Origin of the sequence: Duganella sacchari (assembly GCF_900143065.1) — a bacterium.
Taxonomy (GTDB): domain Bacteria; phylum Pseudomonadota; class Gammaproteobacteria; order Burkholderiales; family Burkholderiaceae_D; genus Rugamonas; species Rugamonas sacchari.
The window spans coordinates 32,252-58,413 of sequence record NZ_FRCX01000003.1; the positions used below are offsets into that span (position 1 = coordinate 32,252).

General features: G+C 64.9%; 11 protein-coding genes. 6 read left to right on the forward strand and 5 right to left on the reverse strand.

All coding sequences use genetic code 11. From position 1 onward, the window contains the following. Window positions 1–13: 13 nt before the first annotated feature. The 4 genes from hemA to prmC all read left to right on the forward strand — a co-directional run bounded on the left by hemA (window position 14) and on the right by prmC (window position 3,845). Window positions 14–1,288: a glutamyl-tRNA reductase gene (gene hemA / locus BUA36_RS06650; RefSeq protein ID WP_072782721.1), complete on the forward strand. Its 1,275-nt coding sequence runs from the start codon at window positions 14–16 to the stop codon at window positions 1,286–1,288. A gap of 89 nt (window positions 1,289–1,377) precedes the next feature. After that, entirely contained in the window at window positions 1,378–2,454 is a 1,077-nt protein-coding gene (prfA, locus tag BUA36_RS06655; protein ID WP_072782724.1) for a peptide chain release factor 1, read from the forward strand. An 81-nt stretch (window positions 2,455–2,535) separates the two neighbouring features. After that, window positions 2,536–3,006, forward strand: coding sequence for a disulfide bond formation protein B (locus BUA36_RS06660; RefSeq protein WP_072782727.1), 471 nt, complete (start codon window positions 2,536–2,538; stop codon window positions 3,004–3,006). Next, entirely contained in the window at window positions 3,003–3,845 is an 843-nt protein-coding gene (prmC, locus tag BUA36_RS06665) for a peptide chain release factor N(5)-glutamine methyltransferase (protein ID WP_072782730.1), read from the forward strand. The genes BUA36_RS06660 and prmC overlap by 4 nt, the downstream gene beginning before the upstream one ends. Here prmC and BUA36_RS06670 read toward each other — a convergent pair. From BUA36_RS06670 to BUA36_RS06680, 3 genes are all read right to left on the reverse strand, one after another. Next, entirely contained in the window at window positions 3,835–4,755 is a 921-nt protein-coding gene (locus BUA36_RS06670; protein ID WP_072782732.1) for a histidine kinase, read from the reverse strand. The two genes, prmC and BUA36_RS06670, sit on opposite strands and share 11 nt — an antisense overlap. Beyond that, window positions 4,752–5,552: a response regulator transcription factor gene (locus tag BUA36_RS06675; RefSeq protein WP_072782734.1), complete on the reverse strand. Its 801-nt coding sequence runs from the start codon at window positions 5,550–5,552 to the stop codon at window positions 4,752–4,754. Before BUA36_RS06675 ends, BUA36_RS06670 begins: the two co-directional genes overlap by 4 nt. Window positions 5,553–5,659: 107 nt before the next feature. After that, window positions 5,660–18,736: an Ig-like domain-containing protein gene (locus BUA36_RS06680; protein ID WP_072782736.1), complete on the reverse strand. Its 13,077-nt coding sequence runs from the start codon at window positions 18,734–18,736 to the stop codon at window positions 5,660–5,662. Window positions 18,737–18,974: 238 nt separating this feature from the next. Here BUA36_RS06680 and gshA point away from each other — a divergent pair, with 238 nt between their 5' ends. Together gshA and BUA36_RS06690 are read left to right on the forward strand one after the other, a co-directional pair. Continuing rightward, the gene (gshA, locus tag BUA36_RS06685) at window positions 18,975–20,579 is read left to right on the forward strand and encodes a glutamate--cysteine ligase (RefSeq protein ID WP_072782739.1); all 1,605 of its coding nucleotides are present in this window, start codon (window positions 18,975–18,977) and stop codon (window positions 20,577–20,579) included. After that, window positions 20,579–21,622, forward strand: coding sequence for a histone deacetylase family protein (locus BUA36_RS06690; protein WP_072782742.1), 1,044 nt, complete (start codon window positions 20,579–20,581; stop codon window positions 21,620–21,622). Before gshA ends, BUA36_RS06690 begins: the two co-directional genes overlap by 1 nt. Window positions 21,623–21,636: 14 nt before the next feature. Here the strand turns inward: BUA36_RS06690 and BUA36_RS06695 are convergent, their stop codons facing one another. Next, complete coding sequence (locus BUA36_RS06695) at window positions 21,637–24,003, reverse strand: PepSY domain-containing protein (RefSeq protein ID WP_072782745.1); 2,367 nt, start codon at window positions 24,001–24,003, stop codon at window positions 21,637–21,639. Then, window positions 24,000–26,084, reverse strand: coding sequence for a TonB-dependent siderophore receptor (locus BUA36_RS06700; protein WP_072782748.1), 2,085 nt, complete (start codon window positions 26,082–26,084; stop codon window positions 24,000–24,002). The genes BUA36_RS06695 and BUA36_RS06700 overlap by 4 nt, the downstream gene beginning before the upstream one ends. Window positions 26,085–26,162: the final 78 nt, after the last annotated feature.

The window sequence follows — 26,162 nt, forward strand, 5'->3', positions numbered from 1 at the left end:
GCCTGGACCCGAAATGCAGCTGCTTGCCGTCGGCCTCAATCACACCACCGCTCCGGTCTCGCTACGCGAGCAGCTGGCGTTCGCCCCGGATCAGCTGGGGCAGGCGGTGATGGCGGCGCGTTCCTGGTTTGAACGCATCGACCACCGTGGTTCCGACGAAGCGGCCATCCTGTCGACCTGCAACCGCACCGAGTTGTACGCCGCCAGCACCGTGCCCGATCCGCTCGACGCCGGCGCCCATTTCCTGGCCGATTTCCACAAGCTCAATTACGCCGAACTGCGCCCGCACCTGTACATGCTGCCGCAGCACGACGCCGTGCGTCACACCTTCCGCGTCGCCTCCGGGCTGGACTCGATGGTGCTGGGCGAAACCCAGATCCTCGGCCAGATCAAGGACGCCATCCGCACCGCCGACGAGGCGGGCGGCCTGGGCACCTATCTGCACCAGCTGTTCCAGCGCTCGTTCTCGGTCGCGAAAGAGGTCCGCAGCACCACCGAAATCGGCGCGCATAGCGTGTCGATGGCCGCTGCAGCGGTGCGCCTGTCGCAGCGCATCTTCGACAAGATCTCCGAGCAGAACGTGCTGTTCATCGGCGCCGGTGAAATGATCGAACTGTGCGCCACCCACTTCGCCGCGCAGAATCCGAAATCCATCACCATCGCCAACCGCACGCTGGAACGCGGCGAAGTGCTGGCCCACCGCTTCGGCGGCCGCGCCATCCGCCTGGCCGATTTGCAGGACAAGCTGCACCAGTACGACATCGTGATTTCCTGCACCGCCTCGTCGCTGCCGCTGATCGGCCTGGGCATGGTGGAACGCGCCATCAAGGCGCGCCGCCACAAGCCCATGTTCATGGTCGACCTGGCCGTGCCGCGCGATATCGAGCCGGAAGTGGCGCGCCTCAACGACGCCTTCCTGTACACCGTCGACGATCTGGGCAAGGTAGTCCAGACCGGCATTGAAAACCGCCAGGCTGCCGTCGCGCAGGCCGAAGCCATCATCGAAACCCGCGTGCAGTCCTTCATGCACTGGATCGACGACCGCGCCGTGGTGCCCGTGATCCAGCACCTGCAGGAAAACGGCGAAGCGCTGCGCCAGATGGAACTCGAACGCGCGCGCAAGATGCTGGCCAAGGGCGAAGACGTCGACGCCGTGCTGGAAGCCCTGTCCAAGGGCCTGACCGCAAAATTCATGCACGGCCCGCAGCAGGCGCTGCACCGTGCGCAGGGCGAAGAACGCGCCCAGCTGGCAGAACTGCTGCCACAGATGTTCCGCGGCCGCCGTTAGCTGCAGCCGCTTGCAGGACCACCTCCTGCGTTGTATCCCTTTCCGTCGCCACCTGCGCGGCACACGTCTCACTTTCCAAGAAATACGCTATGAAACCATCCATGCTGGCCAAGCTCGATCAACTGGCAAACCGTCTGGTCGAACTCGATGAATTGCTGATGTCCGAAGGCGCCACCGATAATATGGACAGCTACCGCAAGATGACCCGCGAGCACGCCGAAATCGGCCCGCTGGTCGCGGTCTACAAGTCCTACCAGGAAGCGCTGGGCGACATCGACGCCGCGCAGGAAATGCTGGCCGATCCGGACATGAAGGAATTCGCCCAGGAAGAAATCGAAGCCGCCAAAACCCGCACCGCCGAACTGGATCTGGAGCTGCAGAAAATGCTGCTGCCAAAAGACGCCAACGACGAGCGCAACATCTTCCTGGAAATCCGCGCCGGTACTGGCGGCGATGAATCGGCGCTGTTCGCGGGCGACCTGCTGCGCATGTACACGCGCTATGCCGAACGCAATCGCTGGCAGGTCGAAATGGTGTCGGAATCCGCGTCCGACCTGGGCGGCTACCGCGAAGTCATCGTGCGCCTGGTCGGCAACGGCGTGTACTCGAAACTGAAATTTGAATCCGGCGGCCACCGCGTGCAGCGCGTGCCGGCCACCGAGACGCAGGGCCGCATCCACACCTCCGCCTGCACCGTGGCGGTGATGCCGGAAGCGGACGAAGTGGAAGACGTCAACATCAATCCGTCCGAGCTGCGCATCGACACCTACCGCGCCTCGGGCGCCGGTGGTCAGCACATCAACAAGACCGACTCCGCGGTCCGCATCACCCACCTGCCGACCGGCATCGTGGTGGAGTGCCAGGATGACCGCTCGCAGCACAAGAACAAGGCGCAGGCCATGAAGGTGCTGGCCACCCGCATCAAGGACGTGCAGCTGCGCGAACAGCAGGCCAAGGAAGCGGCCACGCGTAAGAGCCTGATCGGTTCCGGCGACCGCAGTGAACGCATCCGCACCTACAACTACCCGCAAGGCCGCATGACCGACCACCGCATCAACCTGACCCTGTACAAGCTGGACTTCATCATGGACGGCGACCTGACCGAACTGACCAATGCCCTGACCACCGAACACCAGGCCGAACTGCTGGCAGCCCTGGGCGATTAAGGTCAGGTTTTAAGAGCCGCCTAAGACCTCCCTGACAACATTGTGCGAAAATTGCCGGCATTTACCCTACCGGATCACTTCATGATACATACCCGTTCCCTGCTGCTGTCCATCGCCATCGGCGCCTTTGGCCTGATCGGCGTCGCCCTGTATCTGCAGCACGGTCTGGACATGCTCCCATGCCCGCTGTGCGTGATCCAGCGCTACCTGTTCATCGCCATCGGCGTGTTCGCCCTGATCGGCGCCTACACCAGCAAGCCGAAAGCACTGGCCGGCGTCGGCCTGCTGGCGGCGCTGGGCGGCCTATTCACCGCCGGCAAGCATCTGTGGGTGCTGGCGCATCCTGGCCTGTCCTGCGGCATCGACCCGATGGAGACCTTCCTCAACAAGATCCCGACCGCGACCTACCTGCCATTCCTGTTCCAGGCCGATGGCCTGTGCGAAGATGCGCTGGCGCCATGGTTTGGCCTGTCGATTCCGCAGTGGTCCTTCCTGTGGTTTGGCCTGTTCACGCTGTCGCTGGGCTGGCTGCTGATCCGCCGCGTACGATGATCGACACTGTCCACGCCATCCAGGCCGGCGTCACCCTCGCCGCGCTGCAACGGCAGTCGCTGCTGGAGGCGCTGGATAACCGCGTGCTGCTGTGCCACGCGCTGGAGCTGAACCGCATCGCCCTCATCACGCAATCCGAGCGCGCGCTGAGCGCCGGCGAAGCGCAGCGTTTTGCCGCGCTGGTGCAGCGCCGCCTTGCCGGCGAACCGATTGCCTACATCGTCGGCCAGCGCGAGTTCTTTGGCCTGCCGTTTGAAGTCAGCAGCGCCGTGCTGATCCCCCGTCCCGATACCGAACTGCTGGTCGAACTGGCCATGGACCGCCTGCCCGCGCAAGGCCGCGTGCTGGACATGGGCACCGGCAGCGGCGCCATTGCCGTCTCGCTGGCCCACACGCGCAAGGATGCCGACGTCACCGCGCTCGATGTCAGCGCCGACGCCCTGGCCGTCGCCAGCCGCAACGCCAGCAACAACAACGCCCGCGTCACCTTCCTGCAGAGCGACTGGTACAGCGCGCTGCAAGGCGCCGCACCGTTTGACGTCATCGCCTCCAACCCGCCCTACATCGCCAGTGGCGACCGTCATCTGGCCGAAGGGGATCTGCGCTACGAACCGGTGGGTGCACTGACCGACCATGCAGACGGCCTGTCCGCGCTGCGCATCATTATCGCCGGCGCACCGCCGCATCTGAAGCCGCAAGGCTGGCTGCTGATGGAGCATGGCTACGAGCAGTCGGCGGCCGTGCGCGCACTGCTCAGCGACGCCGGCTACACGGAAGTGCAGAGCTGGTGCGACCTGGCCGGCATCGAACGCGTCACCGGCGGCCGCCTCACAGCCTGATCTCCAGCCGCCGGCGCAAGGCCGACAGCAGCATCGCGGCCGGCGCCGGCTTGTACATCACCTCGATAAAATCCGTCGGCCGCAGCGGCGGCAGCAGCGTATGCAGCAGCACCGGCGGCGCTTCCTCGCGCGGCCAGATGTCCCACACGCTTTCATCGGCGCACAGGATCAGCGACGGATCGCGGTCTCCGGGCTCATACTGCACATCGAATTCCGCGCTTTCCAGTATCTCGCTCAGATAGTCCTGCATCGGCTGGTGCGGTTCCAGCAGCAGGATGGCATGGCCGCTGCCGAACGGCTCGGGCCAGTCGAAATGCGGCGTCGGCGGCATCGCGTCCTGTTCCTCGGCCAGCGGCACGCGGATGGCAAACCGCAAGGCATCGCCGCTCTGTTGTAAAACGCCGCCCATGGCGCGCACCAGGTGCGCGGCCACCATTACCCCGGGCAGGATGCGATCGTCGCTCAGCGCGGCGGTAACGTCGCTCCACGGGCCATCGGCGACCCCGGCCTGGAAGGCCAGCGCCACATCGCCCGGAAAATTCAGCGCCCGCAGCGCCATCTGGCCACCGGCATGGTCGCGTAGCCGCGCCAGCACCTGCGCCAGGCGCCGCGCATCCAGCACCGCCAGCGCCGGCAGCTCGCTGTTGTCGTGGCTTACGTGCCGCATCAGCGCATGCAGATAGGCCGGCGCCGGCGCCAGTTCCGGCGCCTGCAATTCGAAACGCGCGCATTCCTGCAAGTCCGACAACCATTCAAGCTGGCGCCGCGCTTCATTCTCAAGCGTCAGCACATCCACCCAGCCGGTACTGGCGCTGGTGGCAATGCGCGCCAGCGGCGCGCGCAGGTCATGGTTCAGGGCCGCCAGCAAGCGCGCGCGGACGCGCACTGCGTCCAGGTCTTTGCGGCTCATGGCCGCACCGCCGGATGGCGCATCGCCTGGCGGTAGGCGGTGGGCGTGAACTCCACGCGCTCACGGAACGCGGTGGCGAAATTGGCGGCGCTGCTGAAACCGGTCTGCTCGGCGATCTGCTGTACGCTCATATCGGTATCGGCCAGCAGATGCCGGCCACGCCGTATCCGCGCTTCGCTCAGATAAGCGAACACCGTCATCCCCACGTAATGGCGGAACACATGCGACAGCCGCTTGTCGTAGGTCCCCAGCGCGCGGGCGATACCGGCCAGCGTCAGCGGCGCGGCCAGGTTGTCTTCGATCAGGCGCATCGCCGCAGTGGCCACCACCTCGTCCGGATCATGCAGCGCCGGCATCGCGGCCGGCGTCAGCGCGGTAGGCTGGGCGGCCCTGCGCAAACCGGACAGCTCCAAGTGAATCCGTACCCGCGCAAACACCTCGGCCGGGTGATAGGGCTTGGCGACAAAGTCCACGCCGCCCATCGCCAGGCCGGCGACGCGTTCGTCCGGCTCATCCAGCGCGCTGAGGAAAATTATCGGAATCGAATGGGTGACGGGATTGGCCTTGAGCAGGCGGCAGGCGGCAAAGCCATCCAGCCCCGGCATGCGGACATCCAGCAAAATCAGGTCGGGTGGCGAGGCCAGTGCAGCCTGGTAGCCAGCCATGCCATCGGAAGCGCTGCGTACGTGATACAGCTGGCGGCGCAGCAAATCGGTCAGGAAGCGCAGCTCCTCCCGTTCATCATCGACGATCAGGATGCCGGGCCTTGCTTGCTCGGTGGTAGTCAGGGCTAGGATGGCGTGCTCCCGTTCAAAAACTACGCGCCGATTATGCCTCCATTTTTTTCGCGTTGGTGCAGTTCCTCCTCCAGCAAAACAGTTTTCGCTTGCGCCAGAATGGCAATCTACAAGCTACCGATCAAACTCAAACCATTGGCGCCGAACTGGCTGCCGACCAGCGTGACGTCGTTGGCCAGCAAGGCCACCAGGTCGGCACGGCTATGGTTATCCAGGTAAGCGTCCCATTGCGCCAGCACGTTGGCGCCCGGAGCCTGGTGCACGGTGTTCTGGTACAGCAGTGTGATAAAGGCGTTGTCGTCCATCGCGCCGAAGCGCTGCACGAATTCCGGCGACTGTACAAAACCGTTGGCCAGCGCGCTGCCATGCAAACCGCCGGCGGCCCAGAACTGGAAGCCGACGAAGTCACCGGCACGGCCCAGGGTCAGGTGGTACAACATGCCGATTTCCTGCAGCGTGGCAGCGCCGATCTGGGTGAAGCCCAGGTCCAGCGTGGTGCCATTAAATTCGCCCCGTTCGATTTGCAGGATGGTGTCCTGCCCGCCATCCGGCTCGCCGATCGTCACCTCGCCGCCGCTGGTCAGCGACAGCGAGTAGTTGGCCGCCGCGCCGCTGTAGACCACCGTATCGATGCCGTCGCCGCCCACCAGCCGGTCGGAGCCGGCGCCGCCAGTCAGCCGGTCGTCGCCGGAATTGGCGATCCAGCCCTGCTCCTGCGTCAGCAACTGGCTGCCCAGCGCCATGCCGTCACTGCTGAGCCATGCGGCGCGGTGATCGCTGCTCAGGGCAATATCAGCCAGCACACTGGCACGCACGCTGGTATCGCCCGGCGCCGCGTCCAGGCGGGACAGCCAAGGCGCCAGCGCCGCTTCGGCCGGCTTGGCGCCCAGCGCGTTTTCCAGCAGGCGCGCCACGTAATCGTGGTTGTTCAGCGCATTCAGGTTTTGCTGCGCTTCGACCGGCATCAGGAAGCCTTCCGCCAGTTGCTGCGTGCTGAGTTCCGGATGGGTGAGCCAGAAGTTCAGGCCTACCAGGTCCGGTTCGCGATGGAAGGCCGCGTGATACAGCAGCGACAAGGTCTCCAGCCGCGCCGCATCGGCATTCGCGAAGTGCAGCAGCGCGACGCCGCCGTTCAGTTCCGCCGCAGTCACCGTCTCCATTTGCGTGGCGCCGGTTATCGCCATCTGATGCTGGCCTACCACCTTGCCATCCTTGAGGAAGAAGTGCCACTGGCCAGCATCGCTACGGCCGCCTTGCAGCACATCGTTGCCGGCGCCGCCCACCAGCGTATCGTTGCCCTTGCCGCCGGCAAGCACGTCATCGCCGTCGCCGCCATCGAGATAGTCGTTGCCGGCAGCGGTGGCCAGGATGTCATTGCCGCCGTTGCCATACAAGGTATCGTTGTCGGCGCCTGCCGACAGCACGATGCGCTGCGCCTCGCCATCGCCGATGAAAAAGTTCTTGCCGGCCCCGCCCTGGACATTGGCAGCGCCGATGATGGCGGCAAAGTCCACATCATCCAGCTGCAGGCCTATGCCCTGCGGCAGCGCGCGCGCATCGACCACCAGTGCAATCGCCGTGTTGTCTGCCGCCGCTGCGGCTGGCGTTGCGCTATGCAAGGCGTGGGCGCCGCCGCTGGTCACCGCGTCTCCGCCGGTAATCATCAGTACTGCGTCGGTGGCTGTCGCGTTGGCGCTCATGGTCAGCGTCGCATGCTGCAATTGCACGGCAGGATCCAGGCTATTGAGGAACTGCTGCGCCTGGGATTCCATGGCCGCGCGCGTCGCCTGGCCGGCAGCGGTGTGGTCATCGATACGGCCAATCAGGTCCGTCAGCGCCACGCCGCCGCTGAGCAGCACCGACGGACCTTGCGCTTCAAAGCCCACCCCGACCGGCACGCTGACCACCAGCTTGGTGCCGGGGTTCTGGCCATTTGGCGCCAGTCCGATCGGAATGTCGGCCAGATTGGCGTGGCTGGTGGTGGTGTCTTCGGAACGGCTGGACGTGATGATCGGCACCGTGACGGTGCGCGTCGGCAGGCCGCTGACTGGATCGGTGCCATCCAGCGTATGAATCACCACCCCATCCACGGTGGACGGTGTGCCGGGTATCGCCGGCGTGTTGGTATCCACCGGGACCAGCAGAAAGGTGAATGCGGAATTCACATTGCCGGCGGCGTCCGTGACGACACCCGTATTGACCGCCACCGTCAACGGCACCGTGCTGTTGGGCGGCGGCGTAATCACTACCTGGTAGCTGGTGCCGCTGCCGGTGAAGCTGGTCACCGTGCCGCCCACCACAATCAGATCCGCCAGCGTCAGTGCCGCCGGGTCGCTCAGCGTCAGCGTAATGGTTGCGCTCTGGCCTTGCGCCACTGTGGCGAGATTGCTGGCCAGCGTCACCGTCGGGTCCACCGTATCAACCGTGTAGGGCGCCGCATAGGCGGTGCTGAAATTGCCGGCGGCGTCGATCACGCGCACGATCAGCGTGCTGCTGCCGGACAGCGTCTGGTTGCTGGTCCAGCTGCTGGCCCCCACTGCGATGCTGAGATTCTGCCAGCTGACGCCATTGTCGAGCGAAATCTGCACCACATCGCCGGCGGCCAATGGTGCGCTCAAGTTACCGCTCAAGGTTTGCACCGGCTGGTTGGTAATCAGGTCGCCGCCGGTGCCGCTGTCGGCCGAGAACTGCACCCCACCGGCAGTGGCGGACGGCGCCAGCGTATCGATCTGCAGTGCGGGAATGGCGCCGGCCGCCCCCGCATTGCCGGCGGCATCCTGGTAGGCGCCACCGACCGAGATGGTGGCGTTGCCGGCCGCCACCCCGGAATTCGGCGTAAAGGTCGCCGTATACACCAGCGGATTGCTGGTGGCAGTCAGCGGACCAAGCGTACCGCCAGTGACACTGATGTCGCTGGCGCTGAAGCCCACCGGCGCTTCGGAGAAGGTGAAGGTGATCACGGCCGGCGTTACATTGTTGGCGGTGGCGACGTCGCTGCTGATCGTCACCGTAGGCACCGACTGGTCCAGCGCATAGGGCGTGATGGTTTCGGCGCTGTGGTTGCCGGCGGTATCCGCCACGCGCACGCGCATCACACCGCTGGCGGTCAGCATGTGCGCCAGGCTCCAGCTGGTGCCGGTCACGGTGGCGACATCCCAGGTGACGCCATTGTCAAACGACACCTGCACCATTTCGCCGGCCCCCAGCGCTGCCGACAGCACGCCGCTCACCACCTGCGAAGGATTCGAGGTCACCAGATCGGTACTGCTGCTGCCGGTATCGTTGGAGAACAGCGGCCGGCCGACGGAAGCGGAGAACGGCGCCAGCGTATCCATGCTGATGCCGGCCGACGCGCCACCCAGGCCAAGGTTGCCGGCGAGGTCGCTGTAGACGTTCGGCGCCACGCTGATGCTCGCCGTGCCAGCGTTGACACCCGGTGTCGGCGTGAACAGCGCGGTGTACACCAGCGGGTTGGCCGTCGCGCCAAAGCCGCTCAAGGTTCCGCCCACCGCCGTGATATCGCCGACGGCAAAGCCCTGCGGCGTTTCGCTGAAGGTGAACGTAATCAGCGCCGTCTCGCCCGCCTTTAGTGACGCTGCGCTGCTGCTGATGACGACCGAAGGCGGCTGCGCATCGACATTCGCCACCGTCACCACACCGCTGCCCGCACCGGGATTGCCGGCGGCATCGGTATAACTGGTGGCGCCGATCGCCACCGTGGCCGGGCCGTTGTAATTGGCCAGCGGCGTGAAGGAGGCCGTGTACACCAGCGGATTGGCAGTGGCGGCCAGGCCCGTCACACTGATGCCGGCGACGGTCAGGTCGCCCGCAGTAAAGCCTTGCGGCGCCTCGGTAAAGGTAATCGTGAGCGTGCCCGTATCGCCCGCCTTGACGTTGACAACGTTGGAAGAAATGCTGACGCCGGGCGGTGCCATATCCAGCACATAGGCCGACGAACTGGCCGGGCCATGGTTGCCCGCGCCGTCCGTCACGCGCACTTGCAGCACGTTGCTGGCCGTCAGAATCACCGGTGTCGGCAGCGCCCATGCCGTGCTGCCGATAGCAGAAGCCGCGGGCACCCAGGTAGCGCCATTGTCCAGCGAGACTTCGACGCTTTCGCCGGTCTGCAGGCTGGCGGTCAGCGTGCCGCTCACGGATTGCAGCGGATTGCTGGTAATCAGATCGGCGTTGCTGATGCCGTTATCGTTGGAGAAAATGACCGAAGCGCCCGTGGTGCCTGGCGCCATGGTGCTGTAATTGATGGTCGGCGTCGCCGCCACCACGCCGGCATTACCAGCGGCATCGAGGAAACTGCCCGCGCCGACCGACACCGTGCCGCTGCCGGAGGACACACCAGAGGTAGGGGTGAACAGGGCGGTGTACACCAGCGGATTGGCGGTCTGGCCAAAGCCGCTCAGCGTGCCGCCGCTGACGCTGATATCGCCCAGCGTGAAGCCGACCGGCAGCTCGTTGAAGGTGAAGGTGATAGTGGCCGATTCGCCTATCCGCAGATTGGCGCTGCTGCTGCTGATATTCAGCGATGGCGGACTGGTATCGACCGAGATCAACGGCGAAGCCGCCGCCCCGCCGTTGTTGCCGGCGGCATCCGAGTACATGCCTGGCGCCAGCGTCACGCCGGACGTACCGCCGGCCAGGCCGGCCGCCGGCGTCAGCACCACCGTGAACACCGACGCGCTCACTGTGGTAAAGCCGCTTAGCGTGCCGTTGAGCGGCACCAGGTCGCTCAAGGTAAAGCCGACCGGCGCCTCGCTGAACGTGAAGGTCAGCGTGGCGGAATCGCCCGCCTTGAGTGCCGTGGCGCTGCTGGTGACGGTCATGGTCGGCGCCACCAGGTCCAGCACGTAGGCGGCCGAGAACGCAGGTCCGGTATTGCCCGCATTATCGGCAACGCGCACCTGCAAGGTGCCACTGCCGGTCAGCGATTGCGGTGTCAACGCCCAGGCACTAGGCCCCGTGGCCAGGGCATTCAGCCAGGTGACGCCGTTATCCAGCGAGACCTGCACCTGCTCGCCCGCCACCAGCGGCGCACTGAGCGTGCCGCTGATGATCTGCGCTGCGGCATTGGTAATCAGATCGCTGTTACTGACACCGTTATCCGCCGAGAAGCTGACCGAGGCGCCGCTGGTGGTGGGCGCCAGCGTATCAATCGAGATCGGTGCACCGGCCACATTGGACCCGGCATTGCCGGCAGCATCCGTATAGACGCTGCCGGCCACGCTGATGACGCCATTGGCGGCGGCAACGCCCGCATTCGGCGTATAGGTGGCGGTGTACACCAGCGGATCGCTGGTGGCGGCGAGTCCGCTCAGCGTGCCATTGGTGGCGCTGATATTCCCCAGCGTGAAGCCGGCAGGCGCATCGCTGAAGGTGAAGGTAATAGTGGCGGTATCGCCGATCTTGAGCGCACTGGCGCTGCTGGTGATGGCTAGCGTGGGCGCCTGCGTATCAACGCTGATGGCAGGCGAGCTGCCGCCGCTGCCGTTATTGCCGGCGGCGTCGGTGTACAGATTGTTCCCCAGCGTGACGCTCGCATTGCCGGTCAGGCCAGCCGTCGGCGTCAGCACCACCGTGTACACCAGCGGGTTGGCAGTGGCGGTGAAGCCGCTCAGCGCGCCGCCAGTGGCGATCAGATCGCCCAGCGTAAAGCCGGCTGGCTGCTCGCTGAACGTGAAGGTAATGGTGGCGCTCTGGCCAATCTTGAGCGTGCTGGTGTCGCTGGTGATGTTGACGGTCGGCGGCGTGTTGTCCAGCAGGTAGTTGAAGGTACTGACCGTGCCGTGGTTGCCATTGCTGTCGCTGACGCGCACTTGCACCGTGCCGGTGCCGGTCAGCGTCTGTCCGGTCAGCGCCCAGGAGTTGCCGCCTGCCGTAGCATTGGCGGTGGTCCAGGTCGTGCCGTTGTTGAGCGAGACCTCGACGATATCGCCTGCACTCAGCACACCGCCGCCCAGCGTACCGGCGATGGTTTGCGCTGCCACGTTGGTAATCAGGTCGGTGCTGCTGCTGCCCGTATCCGATGAGAACAGCACGGTGCTGCCGACCAGTCCCGGCGCCAGGGTGTCGATGCTGATTGGCGGCGACGAACTGGAACTGCCCGCATTGCCGGCGATATCCGCATACGCGCCGTTGGCCACGCTGACCACTGCATTGGCGCTGGCCACATTGGCAGCCGGCGTGAAGACCGCCGTGTACACCAGCGGATTGGCCGTCTGCACCAGATTGCTGATCGTACCATTGGTGGCACTGATGTCACCCAGCGTGAACTGCGCCGGCGTCTCGCTAAAAGTAAAAGTGATGACCGCTGTGCCTGTGCTGTTCAGTGAAGCGGCGCTGCTGCTGATGTTCAAGGTCGGCGCCAGCGTATCGACACTGATGGCGCTCATCACACCGCCCACGCCGAGATTGCCCAGGTTATCGCTAAAGGTGCCGCTGGCAATGCTGATATTGCCGGTGCCGTTGGCGACACCCGCATTGGCCGTGAACACCGCCGTGTACACCAGCGGATCGGCAGTGGCGGTAAAGCCGCTCAGCGTGCCGCCGTTGACGCTCACATCGCCCAGCACGAAACCGACCGGCGCGGTACTGAATTTGAAACTGATGTTGGCGGTATCCCCGGCCTTGAGGGCCGTGACATCGCTGAGGATGGCCACCCCCGGCGCCACCGTGGCGTAGCTGATGGTTGGTACGGCCGCAGCCTGGCCATTATTCCCGGCCAGGTCAGTATAGGCACCTGAAGCCACCGAAATCGCACCGACACCCGAGGCCTGGCCTGCAGTCGGCGTGAAGACGGCGGTGTACACCAGCGGATTGGCGGTGGCCGTAAAGCCGCTCAGCGTCCCGCCGCTGACCGTGATGCTGCCGGCGCCAAAGCCCACGGGCGCTTCGCTGAAGGTGAACGTGATCAGCGGCGTATCGGCGCTGTTGAGTACCAGCTTGCTGGAGCTGATGGACAGCGTCGGCGGCGTCTGGTCCAGCGTGTAGGCGGCCGTATAGGCCGTACCGTGATTGCCGGCGGCGTCGCTGACGCGCACCTGCACGTTGTGGCCCGCGCCGGTGGTGATGGTCTGTCCCGCCAGCGACCAGGCATTGCTGCCGGTGTTGCTGGTGGCGGTCACCCAGGTGCTGCCATTGTTGAGCGAGATCTCCACCACCTCGCCGCCTTGCAGATTCGCGCTCAGCGTGCCACTGAGGTTTTGTGCGGCGACATTGGTGACCAGATCGCCAGCCGCGCCGCTATCGCTGGAGAACACGACGCTGGCTCCGGTCGTGGTCGGCGCCACCGTGTCTACCGCAATCGCCGGCGAGGCCGCGCCGATACCGGCATTGCCGGCTTTGTCGGTATAGCTGCCGGCCGTGACCGCGACGCTGTCATTGGCGCCATTGACGCCGGCATTCGGTGTGTAGACCGCCGTGTAAACCAGCGGATTGGAGGTCTGCACCAGGTTGCTGAGCACCCCGCTGCCGGCCGTAATGTCGCTCAGGCTGAAGCCATCGACCGCCTCGCTGAAGGTAAAGGTGATGGTGGCCGTCTCACCGGCCTTGACCGCACTGGCGCTGCTGCTGATGCTGACCGTGGGCGGCGTGGTGTCCAGCACATAGTTGACCGAGTACGAGGTGCCATGATTGCCTGCGGCGTCGCTGACACGCACTTTCAGCGTATCGCTGGCTGTCAGCGTCTGGCCGGTGAGGTTCCACGCGCTGCCGGCGCCCGTCGCCGTGGTCCACGTGGCGCCATTGTCCAGCGAGACTTCCACGTACTCGCCCGCGCCCAGCGGCGCCGCCAGCGTGCCGCTGATGGTCTGGCCGCTGGCATTGGTAATCAGGTCAGTCGCGCTGCTGCCATTGTCGGCCGAGAACACCACCGTGTTGGCGACTGCGGCCGGTGGCAGGGTATCGATGCTGATGGGCGGCGTCAGCGCTGCGCTGGCCGCATTGCCCGCCGTGTCGGTAAACGCGCCGCTGGCGATGGTGATGCTGGCCGAGGTGCCCTGGATGCCCGCGGTCGGCGTGAACACCGCCGTATACACCAGCGGGTTGGCCGTCACCGTCAATCCGCTCAGCGTGCCGCCCGTGGTAACGACGTCGCCGGCGGTAAAGTCCACCGGCAGTTCGCTGAAGGTGAAGGTCACGGTCGCCGTTTCCCCTGCCTTCACCGCAGCGACATTGCTGGTGATGGCAACGGTGGGCGCCAGCGTATCGATGTTGATGACCGGCCCGTTGGCGCCACCGCCGCTATTGCCGAAGGCATCGGTGTAAGTCCCCGCACCCACGCTGATGTTGGCCACGCCGGCGCCCAGGTTGGCATTCGGCGTGAATACCGCCGTGTAGACCAGCGGGTTCGCGGTAGCCGCAAAGCCGCTCAGCGTGCCGTTGCTGTAGCTGATGTCCGCCGCCGTGAAGCCGGTCGGCGGGGTGCTGAAGGTGAAGGTCAGCGTCGCTGCCTCTCCCGACTTGAGCGCCACATCGTTGCTGGTGATGAGCAAGGACGGCAGCGTGGTGTTGATGGTGATTGGCACCGTCGCACTGGCCTGGCCATTGTTACCTGCGGTATCCGTGTAACCGTTGGCGATAACCTGCGCGGTGGCGGTCACGCCGGACTGCCCAGCGCTGGGTGTGAAGACTGCCGTGTACACCAGCGGATTGGCGGTCGCCGTGATGCTGCCCAAGGTGCCGCCACTGACCGCCACCGACGATGCGCTGAAATTGCTGGGCGCCTCGGTGAAGGTGAAGGTCAGCGTCGCCGTCTGGCCGGCGCGCAGCACCGCCAGGTCGCTGGTCACCGCCACCGATGGCGGCGTGGTGTCCAGCACATAGGCCGCGCTGTAGGCGGCGCCATGATTGCCGGCAGCGTCATTGACACGCACCTGCAAGGTGTCGCTGCCGGTCAGTGTGCGGCCACTCAGCGACCAGTTGCTGGAGCCCGCGCTGGCGGTGGCATTGGTCCAGGTAGCGCCATTGTCCAGCGATACCTGCACCACTTCGCCCGAGACCAGTGCAGCGCTCAGCGTACCGCTGATATTCTGCGCAGCGGTTTTGGTAATCAGGTCGGTGCTGCTGCTACCCGTATCGGCAGAGAACACCACGCTGGCGCCGGTGGTGGTCGGCGCCAGCGTATCGATGCTGACCGATGGCGAGGTGCCGGCCGTGCCGCTGTTGCCGATCAGGTCGGTGTAGGAACCGCTGGCCACGGTGACGCTGGCGGCGCCGCTGGCCACATTGGCATCCGGCGTGAACACCGCCGTGTACACCAGCGGATTGGCGGTGACCGTAAAGCCGCTCAGGGTGCCGCCGCTGACCGCGACATCGCCGGCCGTGAAGCCCAGCGGCGTCTCGCTGAAGGTAAAGGTGATGGTGGCCGTATCGCCGATGTGGACCGCCGACAGGTTGCTGGTGATGGCCAGCGTTGGCGCGCGGGTATCGACCAGCACCACCGGCGTGGCGCCGCCGCCGCCCTGGTTGCCGAAGCTGTCGGTGTAGCTGCCGCCCGTGACGGTAATCGAGGCGTTGGCGCTGACGTTGGCGCCCGGCGTGAACACTGCCGTGTACACGCCGCCGCCCACATTGGTCAGGCTACCCAGCGTGCCGCCGCTGACCACGATATCATCCGAGGCAAAGCCGGTCGGCGGACTGCTGAAGGTAAAGGTGATGGTGGCGGTCTGGCCGGTTTTCAGCGTAGCCGCATCGCTGGTAATCACCACGCCCGGTCCCAGCGTGTTGATGGAAATGGCGGCCGACGACGCACCAGCGCCATTATTGCCGGCCAGGTCGATATAGCTGTTGGCCGCCAGCGACACGCTGCCCAGCAAACCGCTCAAGCCGCTGTTCGGCGTGAACTCCACCGTGTAGACATTGGGATTGGCCGTGGCCACCAGGTTGGCCAGCGTGCCGCCAACGGCGCTCAGGCTGGCCAGGCTCAAGCCGCTGGGCGTTTCGCTGAAGGTCAGCGTAATCAGCGCACTCTCGCCGCTCTTCAGCACACTGACATTGGAACTCAGCGAGGCGGTTGGCCCGGTGGTGTCCAGCACATATGCCGAGCTGCTGGCGGCGCCGAGGTTGCCCGCCGCATCCACCACGCGCACCTGCAACGTATTGCTGCTACTGAGCGTCTGGCCCGCCAGCGTCCAGGCCGTGCTGCCAGTGCTGCTGCTGGCCGTGACCCAGGTACTGCCGTTGTTGAGCGAGACTTCCACATGTTCGCCCGATGCCAGTCCGCTGCTCAGGATGCCGCTGATGGTCTGGGCTGCTGTTTTGGTAATCAGGTCGGTGGAGCTGGCGCCGGTATCGGCGGAGAACGAGACCGACGCCGAGGTGTTGGTTGGCGCGGTGGTATCCAGCACATAGCTTGCGCTCAATGGCGTGCTGCTGCCGCCGGGATTGGTCACACGCACCTGCAAGGTGCCGGAGCCGGTCAGCGTCTGGCCGGCGAGCTGCCAGGTGGTGCTGCCCGTACTGGCCGTGGCGGTGGTCCAGGTGGCGCCGTTGTCCAGCGATACCTGCACCGACTCGGTACTGCCCAATCCTGCGCTCAGGGTGCCGCTGATGGTCTGCGCCGCTGTCTTGGTAATCAGATCGGTGTTGCTGATGCCGGTGTCGGCCGAGAAGGCGACCGACAGCGCCGTGGTACTGCTCGGCGTCGCCGAGACCACCGTGGTGGCATTGTTGCTGACAATGACGCTGCCGTCGTTGATAGCCACCGTAAACGTCGTGGTGGCGTTCATGCCGGTGGTGCTCTTGAACACCAGCGCCTGCAACGCGGCCTGCGCGGCGCTGGGGGCCACCGAGGACAGCGTGTACGTCACGCCGCCGTCCGTGGTCACGAAACCGGAAGCACTCAGCGAGCTTGCCGTGAATGCGCCCTTGGCGGCGCTATCCGGCGTGATGGTGACGATGACCTGCGCCCCCACATCCGGGTCGGTCAGCGTAACGCTGGAGAACGGATGCAGCGTGCCGCCCGCCGTCACCGCCTGCGATGCGGCCGTGCCGCCCAGCGTCGGTGCATCATTGACCGACGTCGCCGTGACCACCGTGGAGGTATTGGCCGCACTGGCCGCGCCACTGCTGTCGGTAGCGGTGATGGTAAAGGTGGTAGAGATGCCCACGCCAACCGCCGCCTGATTGGCGGTCGGCGTAAACACCAGCGCCTTCAGCTGCGCGGTCAGCGCAGCGGGCGTGTTGGCGCTCAGCGTGTAACTGCCATTGCTGCCGCTCAGTCCCGCACCGCTCAGGGTGCCGTTGGCGCCATTGAAGCTGATGGTCATGCTGACGTTATCGCCATTGACATCGGCCACCGTCACATTGCTGAACGGGCTGAGGGTGGCATTGTCGTTGACCGCGCCTGCCACGGCGCCAGTGATGGTGGGCGGACTGTTGCTGGTGTTGGTGACCGCGATGCCGACGCCGGTAACCGCCGTGTTGGCATTGCCGATCACGCTGTTCCAGTCATCGCCGGCCGACAGCACATACGTCGTGCCGCCTGCCGAGGCAGTACCGTTCTTGTTGAGCAGCGCCTCCACCGCGGCGATATCGGCGCCGGACAGCGTGACCGCGAACGAGGTCGCGCTGGTCACATCCACATTGCCGGTGGTGCTCAGCGTGCGCGTGACGCCGCCCTCGCCCTTGAACGTTAGCTTGGCCACAGTGACGTCGTTGGCCGCGCCAGTGATGCCGACCAGGTTGTTGCCCGTGACCGTCAGCACATGGGTGGCGGCGTTGTAGCTGGCCGAGGTAATCGTCGGCAGCTGCACGTTGCTGACCGTGATGGCGTTGCCGGTCATGTCGATGCCGTTACTGAGATTGCTGTCCCAGTTGGCGGCCGCCGCAATGTTGAAACTGGTGCCATCCACACTGGCGGTGCCGTTGTTATTCAGCAGACCGTTAATCGCCAGCTTGTCGGCCGCATTCAGCGTAATCGATGCGGCGGTGGTGCTGGAGGCGCTCACCACGGGCGAGGTCAGCGTGTAGGTCTGGCCATTGGCGCCAGTGATGGTCAGCTTGCCCGGGTCGATGGCGTCGCCGGCGCGGATGCCCACCGCCGCCAGCGTCAGCACGCCCGTATCGGCGCTGTAGGAAGCGGAGCTGATGCTGTTGGCGACGCGTGCATTGGCGATGGCGATATCGTCAATATCCACCTCGAAGCCCAGCGGGTTCACGATGCGGATGCCGTAGATGCCCTTGAAATTCGCCATCGAGGCAAAGTTCAGCAGGCCGTATTCGTTGACAAGCAAACTGGTCAGCGAAACGCCGACACCGGTCGGCTGGTAATTGGCATCCAGCGCGTACACGGTAAAGATCACGGTGCCGAGCAGGTTGCCCACCAGGCTGCCGCTGCCCAGATTGATGCTGAGGATATCGAACACGCCGCTGTTGGCGCGCAGGTCCACGTAGCTCACGGGCGACAGCAGCGAACCGTTGACCACCAGACGGTCATCGCTGAGCGGTATGCCGATCAGGTTGCTGCCATTGACGTTGACCACCGAGACGCCGCCGCCATTGGTGCTTTGCGTGTACAGGTCCAGCCCGAGGCCGAGGATGTTATCGCTATGTACCACCGCGCCCGCCGCCAGGCCGGTGGTGTTGAGCAGCGTGACATTGGCGTTGGTGCTGAACGTGATGGTGCCGTTGCTGCCGCCATTCACCAGGCCCAGCGTGTGGGCATAGTCGAGCTCCGCCTGCGGGTTCAATGCGCTGGCCGTCTCGATGCTGCCGGTGCTGCGCTCGAGCGTCCAGTTGGCGCCCAGCAGGCTGCTGCCGGTGACGTCGGTGGAAGCGGCCACGTCGGCGCTGGTGGCCTGTGCCAGGCCGTCGATAAACGCCAGCCCGCTGTCGCCTGCGGCAACGTCGCAGCCATACAGCAGCAGATCGCCGCCCGTGCGCAGCGCGCCGCCCCATTCCAGCAGGGCGTCGTGATACGCCTCCAAATGTGCGCTATCCAGTACGGATTTCCCCAGTTGCAGCTGACCGGCAGCGCCATGGGAAACAATCTGGATGCTATCGAGGCCTGAGTACTGGCGCAACACGGTGGCGATCTGCTCCACGCCATCGCGCCATGAAACCAGTTTAACCACAAGTACATCATCGGCCACACCGGCAGCCAATGCGGCCGCGTCAGCGACGCCCGCATCGATGAATAATACTGAGTGGTATGTACGGTTCTGGTCCCTCATCTTGCTTCTCCGCATCATTCAGGCCGATGACTGATTATGAGTAGCTTCAAAGCGAACACAAAATTTTCCCGTTTGCCAAACGTTCTGTCCGTGATGGCAAAAGTACGGGACGCTGACTAACCAAGAGTTATCGCGGCTTTTGTTAAAATGCTCTTTTTGCCGCCTGCCGGCGAGTTCGGCCAATTTCGGTTACTCTCAGCACCAATAATTTATTTGCTGCACCAGAAAGGATTTCAAATTGCCAACTCTTTTGACACGTCGCCTGGCCTTGTTGGCCGATGAAAAACACCGCGCCGTGCTGGCTGGCGGCCTGCGCGGCATCGAACGGGAGACTTTGCGCGTGGACCGCGCGGGTCATCTGGCGCGCACGCGGCATCCGGTGGCCATGGGGGCGGCACTGACGCATCCGCAGATCACCACGGACTACGCTGAAACCCTGCTGGAATTCATTACCCCGGCCGAAAAAGACATTGCCGACACCATCGCCAAACTGGATGGCATCCACCGCTACGCCTACAGTAAACTTGGCGACGAGCTGCTGTGGAGCCAGTCCATGCCATGCCAGCTGCCGCCGGAAGAAGAGATTGAAATTGCCTGGTACGGCAGCTCCAACCTGGGCACGCTCAAGCATGTGTACCGCCGCGGCCTGGCGCTACGCTACGGCAAGGCCATGCAATGCATCGCCGGCATCCACTACAACTACTCGCTCGACGAACGCCTGTGGCGCGTGCTGGCCGAGCATGAAGAAACCGCCGGCAAGCCGCTGACGCCGCGCTCCTTCCAGTCGGAAGCCTATCTGGCCGCCATTCGTAACTTCCGCCGCTACAGCTGGCTGCTGATGTACCTGTTCGGCGCCTCGCCGGTGCTGTCGGCCGGCTTCCTGCGCGGCCGTCCGCACAAGCTGGAAGCGCTGTCCGCCGATACGCTGTATCTGCCATACGCCACCAGCCTGCGCATGAGCGACCTCGGTTATCAGAACGATGCGCAGTCGGGCCTGAGCCCGCACGAGAACTGCCTGGACAGCTACGTGGCGGCGATGACCAAGGCCGTCAACCAGCCGTACGAGCCGTACGCCAAACTCGGCACCAAACGCGATGGCGAATGGATACAGCTGAACACCAACGTGCTGCAGATCGAGAATGAGTACTACTCGACCATCCGTCCCAAGCGCGTGATCCAGACCGGCGAGCGTCCGATCCAGGCGCTGTGTGCGCGCGGCGTGCAGTACATCGAAGTGCGCTGCATGGACGTCGATCCGTTCGAGCCGGTCGGCATCAACGTCGCCACTGGCCGCTTCCTCGACGCCTTCCTGCTGTTCTGCGCGCTGGAGGAAAGCCCGACCACCACGCCGGAGCAGAGCGCGCGCTACACCGAGAATTTCGCGCGTACCGTGAAGGAAGGCCGTCGTCCGGGCCTGACGTTGCACAACGGCGTCGAAGAAGTACCACTGCCGGTATGGGGCGCGGAGCTGCTGGAGCGTATCCGCCCGGTGGCCGCCCTGCTCGACACGCTGCGCGGCGACAGCGTCCATGGCGACACGCTGGAGGCGCAGGCAGCCAAGCTGCAAGATCCGGAACTGACGCCATCGGCCAAGGTGCTGGCCGCACTGCGCGCCAACGGCAAATCGTTCAGCGCCTTCGCGCTGGCGCAAAGCGAAAAGCATGCGGCTTACTTCCGCAGCCATCCGCCCAGCGCCGAGGAAGCGTCCTACTTCGACAACCTGGCCGCCATCTCGCTGGCCGAACAGGCCGAGATGGAAGCTGCACCGCAAACCGACTTTGACGATTACGTCGCCGCCTACCGCGCCAGCAACCTGTGCCAGTCGCGCCTGGACTGTGATTAATGCTCACTTTCTACAACGAACAGCATGCGCAGCACCGTGGCCGCTACGAGATTTTTCGTGGCGAGATGGTGCCGTGTTTTGAAAAGCCGGAACGCGCGGATGCCGTGCTGGCGGAGCTGGGTCGTCGCGGCCTGGGCCGCATCGTTACACCGCATGGCGTGCCCTTGATGTCGCTGGAGCGCATCCACACGCCGCGCTACCTGCACTTCCTGCGCAACGCCTGGAGCGAATGGGTGGCGCTGGCCCCGGCCAATGCCGGCAAGGACGCCTTCCCCGCCGTGTGGCCGGTCCGCACGCTGCGCGACGATATCGAGCCGGACAACTTCTGCGCCAAAATGGGCCTGTATTCAATCGACAGCGGCACACCGCTGACCGCCGGCACCTGGACCGCCGCCAAGACCGGCGCCGATTGCGCGGTCAACGCGGCGCATGCGCTGCGTCTCGGCGAACGTGCCGCGTTTGTGCTGAGCCGTCCGCCGGGCCACCATGCGGGCGCCGATTTCTTCGGCGGTTACTGCTTCCTGAACAATGCCGCGCTGGCGGCGCAGCACATGCTGGACGACGGCGCGCGCAAGGTCGCCATCATCGATATCGACTACCACCACGGCAATGGCACGCAGAGCATCTTCTACAACCGCGATGACGTGCTGTTCATTTCCCTGCATGCCGATCCGCGCAACGAGTACCCGTTCTATCTCGGCCACGCCGACGAGCGTGGCGAAGGTGCTGGCCTTGGCTACAACCTGAACATCCCGCTACCGGCAGGCACCAGCGCCAAGGCGTGGCTGGCGGCGCTGGAAACCGCCTGCATCCGCATCGGCAGCTTTGCACCGGATGCGCTGGTGGTGTCGCTGGGCGTGGACACGTTCGCGGGCGATCCCCTGTCGCGCTTCACGCTGCAGAGTGCCGACTATCTCAAAATCGGCGAACGCCTGGCGTGGCTCAACCTGCCGACCGCCTTCATCTTCGAAGGCGGCTATGCCGTCAAAGAACTGGGCGTCAACGTGGTCAACGTGCTGGAAGGCTACGAGACCGCGCTGTAATTAGTCAGACCGGATCAATAGACATCGCGGCGGTAGCGTCCCTGCTCCGCCAGTTGCGCAAGTTGTTCGCGGCCGATGATGGCGGCCAGTGCTTCATCCACACCGCCAGCCATACCTTGCAGGCTGCCGCAGACAAAAATCACGGCACCGTCGTTGAGCCAGGCATGCACGGCATCGGCGCGCTCACGCAGGCGGTTCTGCACATAGCCGCCGCCCTCTGCGTCGCGCGAATACACCAGGTCCAGCTCCGGCAGGAAACCGCTGCTGCGCCAGCCGTGGATTTCTTCCGCGCAGATGGCATCGTGTTCGCGCTGACGTTCGCCGAAGATCAGCCAGTTGCGCGTTGCGCCTTCCAGCACACGGGCGCGCAGATGCGAACGCAGGCCGGCAATGCCGGAGCCATTGCCGATGTAGATGGCCGGCGCCGTTTGCGCAGCCGCGTCAAAAGAAGGATTGGCGATCAGGCGGACACGGACCGCGTCACCGGTCGCCGCTTGCGCGGTCAGCCAGCCGGAAGCCAGGCCAACCTGGCGCACCACCAGCTGCATGCTGCCATCCTGCGGAATGGACGCCAGCGAGTAGCGGCGCGGCGTAGCGTCCTTGCCGTAATGGCCCGGCCAGATATCGACCAGCGCACCGGGACGCCAGCCAGCGCCGACATCGCCGGTCAGCGTAATTTCGTACAGCGGGAAGCCGACGCTGCCGGGATTGAGCAGCTTGTGGCCGGCCAGATGCCAGGTGGCGTAATCACTGTCGTCGGCAGCGGCCGACAATGTGACATCAGCGGTGCCGCCCATCATCTCGCGCAGCGCGCTGCCCCAGCGCGCCAGTGCCCCTGCATCGCCGTTATCGACTTCGATCATCGGATGCAGCGGCTGCGCGCCAAGCAAGGCCAGACGCTGGTCGAGCGTACGGCCAAAGCCGCAGAACTCCGCGTAGTTGCGGTCACCCAGCGCCAGCACGGCGTACTGCATATGCTTCAATTCTTCCTTTGCGCCTTGCAGCAGACGGCTGAAGCGGCGCGCGCTGTCCGGCGGTTCACCCTCGCCAAAGCTGCTGGCGACAAACAGCGCACGGCGGTATTGGCCCAGCTGCGGCGGCGTCAGTTGTTCCAGCGATTGCACATGCACCGCCACCCCGGCCTTTTGCAGCGCGGCGGCGCTTTGCAGCGCCAGACGTTCGGCCTGGCCGGTCTGGCTGGCATAGGCCATCAGTATCGGGGCATCCTGTGTCGCGGCCGATGCGGAGGCGGCAAACTGCGCGCGCTCGGCGCGGGCAATACGCTTCTGCTTGCGCCGGTTCAGATACAGCATCCAGCCGGTGATGCCAAAGCCCGGCAGCGCCAGCGCCGCAATGAACACAATGATCTGCCCCGAGATCCCAAAATAGGTACCGAGGTGCAGCGGATAAATCACCGACTGGAAGCGCGCGCCGGCCGGCTTGTCAGCATACAGCTCGCTCTTCAGCAGCGCGCCGGTCTGCAGATTGATCGACATGCTGCTGCGCGCACGCACATGGGGCGCATCCTTGGCGACCCACAGAATCTGCATCGGCTGGCTGGCGCGCTCCGGCGGCCGCAGGAAAGCCATATGCCAGTTGGGCGCGTTCTTCTGGAACGTTTCCCAGCTCGGGTTCAGATCGGCCGCTTCGGCTTTCGGCGGCTGGGGCGCCTTGGGCTTGGCCGCAGCCGCCTCACGCGGCGGACGCAATGTGCCCATCCAGCCATCCGCCATGTCGCGGATAGGATCGAAAGCCCAGTACACGCCAGAAGCGGTGAAGACCAGGAACACCACCATCACCCAGGTGCCTGCCACCGAATGCAGCCCCCACAGGAAAGAGCGTCCCTTCATGCGGACATCAAACGTCAGCCAGGTGCGCCAGTCCCACACACGGCGCGGCCAGCGCAGATACAGGCCGCTCAGCGCAAGGCCCATCAGGCAAAACGCCAGCGTGCCACTGACGACCTTGCCCGGATCACGCGGCAGCAGCAGGAAGCGGTGCAGCTGCTCCACCCATTCAAAGAAATCTTCACCCGCCAGTTCCGGCAGCAGGGCAGCGTTGTAGGGATTGAGGTAAATCGTTTCGCCCTTGCGCACACCCGGCGCTGGCGCAAGACCGATGCGCGCACTGGAACCCGGCGTGTCGTACAGGATGATGCTGGTCACGCGCTCGTGCGGCTTCAGGGCGCGGGCGGCAGTCATGAATTCCTGCGGTGTCAGCACCGGCGTGTTCTGCACCGCGACATTGCGCACACCGGGATTCAGCGCGTCGAGGATCTGTTCACGAAAAGCGAGGACGGCGCCGCTCAGGCCTATCACCATCAATACCGTGCCGGCCGTTATGCCGACAAACCAATGCAGCTGAAACCAGAGCTTTTTCACAGGTCGACCTTCACACTGAGTTTAATCAGGCGCGGTGCGCCGGAAGCCAGCCGCGTGCCCGCGCCAGCCCAATACTGCTTGTCGGCCGCGTTATCGACGTTGGCCTGCAACACGGTGTGCTTGCCCATGATGGCGGTGGCGTAACGCACGCCTGCGCTGAACAGGGTCACGCCGCCCAGGAAGGCCTGGTTCAAATCGTTGACCGGACGGCGGCCGGTGTAATACGCGCCGCCGTTGAAGGACAAACCAGGCAGCGACGCCAGTTCATACGACAGGAAAGCGCTGCCGGTTTGCTTCGATGCGTTTTCCGGCAGCTTGCCGTTGTAGTCTGCATTGATATGGCGGAATTCAGGATCGATCCACTGCGCCGACGTCTGCCACGACAGCTGGCGTGTCAGTCTGCCCTGCGCCGACAGTTCAAGGCCGCGATATCGCTGTTCGCCATCCGCCGTGAACACATTGGCGGTGTTGGTGTAGTAGCCCGGACGGCTGATATCAAACACCGCCGCCTGCACCAGCGTGCCGCCCGGCACGCGCCAGCGCGCGCCCAGTTCCTTCTGGCGGCTGACACCTGGCGCCATGCGCTCGCCGACATTGTTGCTGCCGGTCGGCGCCGTCTCGCCCTCTTCCAGACCTTGCGACGACGACAGGTAGAACGACAGGTCGCGATTCAACTTGTAGATCAGCGCCGCCATCGGCGTGGTCTTACTGACGTCATAGTGATTCGCGCCCTGGTCGCTGCGGTACTGCACATTGCGCAGGCCCGCCACCGCCTGCCAGTCCGGCGAGAACGTCAGGCGGTCGATCGCGTACACGCCCTCGTCGCGCGAGTCCAGCGCCGCCGTGGTAGGCGCCGTCGGATAGGGGCTGATGGTGTAGCTGGTAATCGGCACCGGCTGGTACAGGTTCTGCGCGGCGATGCTGTAATTGGCCTGATAGATCGGGTCCTGGCCCTTGTCGGTGCGGGTGGCGCCAACCGTTACATCATGCTGCACCGCGCCAGTCATGACCGTCCCTGCCACTTCGGCGCGAAGCATGTCGGAATCGACCACGCTGTGCTGCAGATTGCCGGTGATGCGGCCAGCACCAGTCACCAGCGCGGCGGCATTGGTCAGTCGGAAGATGGCCAGGCCGCGGTCACGCGCGGTTTCGGAATGGCCGGCTTCCAACGTCAGCGCCCAGTTGTCGTTCAAGGCATAGTCGGCGCGCAGCAGCAGGTTCTTGGTCTCGGCTTCAAATGTGGCCCAGTCCGGACCGATCAGGCGTTTGGGATCGACCGCCGGCGGCAGCGCAATCACGCCGGCCACCGCCGCAGGCAGGGCAATGCCGGCCTGCTCGGTGACACGGCGCTTGTCGTATTCCAGGTCCGCTTTCAGCAGCAGGCGCGCGTTCACGCGCCAGTCCAGCGCCGCCGAGGCGAACTTGCGGTTACCGTTGCCGACGTTGTCCAGGTAGGAACCCAGCGTGCCGCCGGCGGCGTTGATGCGTACGCCGACCTGCTGCGCTTCGCCAAAGCGGCGCGCCACATCGGCGGTCGCGACGGCGCTGCCGTTCTGGTCCACCATCATCCCGACCGTGCTCACCGGCGTGGCGCCCGCGCGTTTGGTGACGAAGTTGACCACGCCGGCCGGCGAGGTAAAGCCGTAGTACAGCGCGGTGGCGCCTTTCAGCACTTCCACGCGCTCCTTGTCCTCCATCGGCACCTGCGAGAAGTTCATGATCGGCAGCGTGCCGTTCAGGCGGTAGTTGGTGCGGTTTTCCACCGCGATGCCGCGGATGACCAACTGATCCCACGTGTCGCCGCCGTTCTGCTGGCGGCTGACCCCAGCGGTATTGCGCAAGGCGTCGTACAAGCCGCCAGCGGCCTGCAATTCCAGCACCTCGCGCGTGACCACGTTGACGGTCGACGGCACATCCATGATGTCCGCGCCCCGGAAGCTGCCTGCCTCCACGGTTTTGGCCGCAAAACCATCGGCGCGCGCGGCCGTGACTTTGACCGCATGCAGCACCTGCTCATCCGCCTCCTGGGCAAATGCGGGGAATACGGCGGACACGGCGAGGTACAGGGGCAGCAGACGCATGGGAAGGCGGGGAAGTAGGGAAATGAAGCTGCACATTCTATAAGTAATACGAATGATTATCAATTACGTTGTCATACG

Bases quoted from the DNA above. Each gene is read 5' to 3' on its own strand.
- BUA36_RS06690 (WP_072782742.1), top strand. From the start codon at position 20,579: ATGCTCACTTTCTACAACGAACAGCATGCGCAGCACCGTGGCCGCTAC.
- hemA (WP_072782721.1), top strand. From the start codon at position 14: ATGCAGCTGCTTGCCGTCGGCCTCAATCACACCACCGCTCCGGTCTCG.
- prmC (WP_072782730.1), top strand. From the start codon at position 3,003: ATGATCGACACTGTCCACGCCATCCAGGCCGGCGTCACCCTCGCCGCG.
- BUA36_RS06670 (WP_072782732.1), bottom strand. From the start codon at position 4,755: ATGAGCCGCAAAGACCTGGACGCAGTGCGCGTCCGCGCGCGCTTGCTG.
- BUA36_RS06700 (WP_072782748.1), bottom strand. From the start codon at position 26,084: ATGCGTCTGCTGCCCCTGTACCTCGCCGTGTCCGCCGTATTCCCCGCA.
- BUA36_RS06680 (WP_072782736.1), bottom strand. From the start codon at position 18,736: ATGAGGGACCAGAACCGTACATACCACTCAGTATTATTCATCGATGCG.
- prfA (WP_072782724.1), top strand. From the start codon at position 1,378: ATGAAACCATCCATGCTGGCCAAGCTCGATCAACTGGCAAACCGTCTG.
- BUA36_RS06660 (WP_072782727.1), top strand. From the start codon at position 2,536: ATGATACATACCCGTTCCCTGCTGCTGTCCATCGCCATCGGCGCCTTT.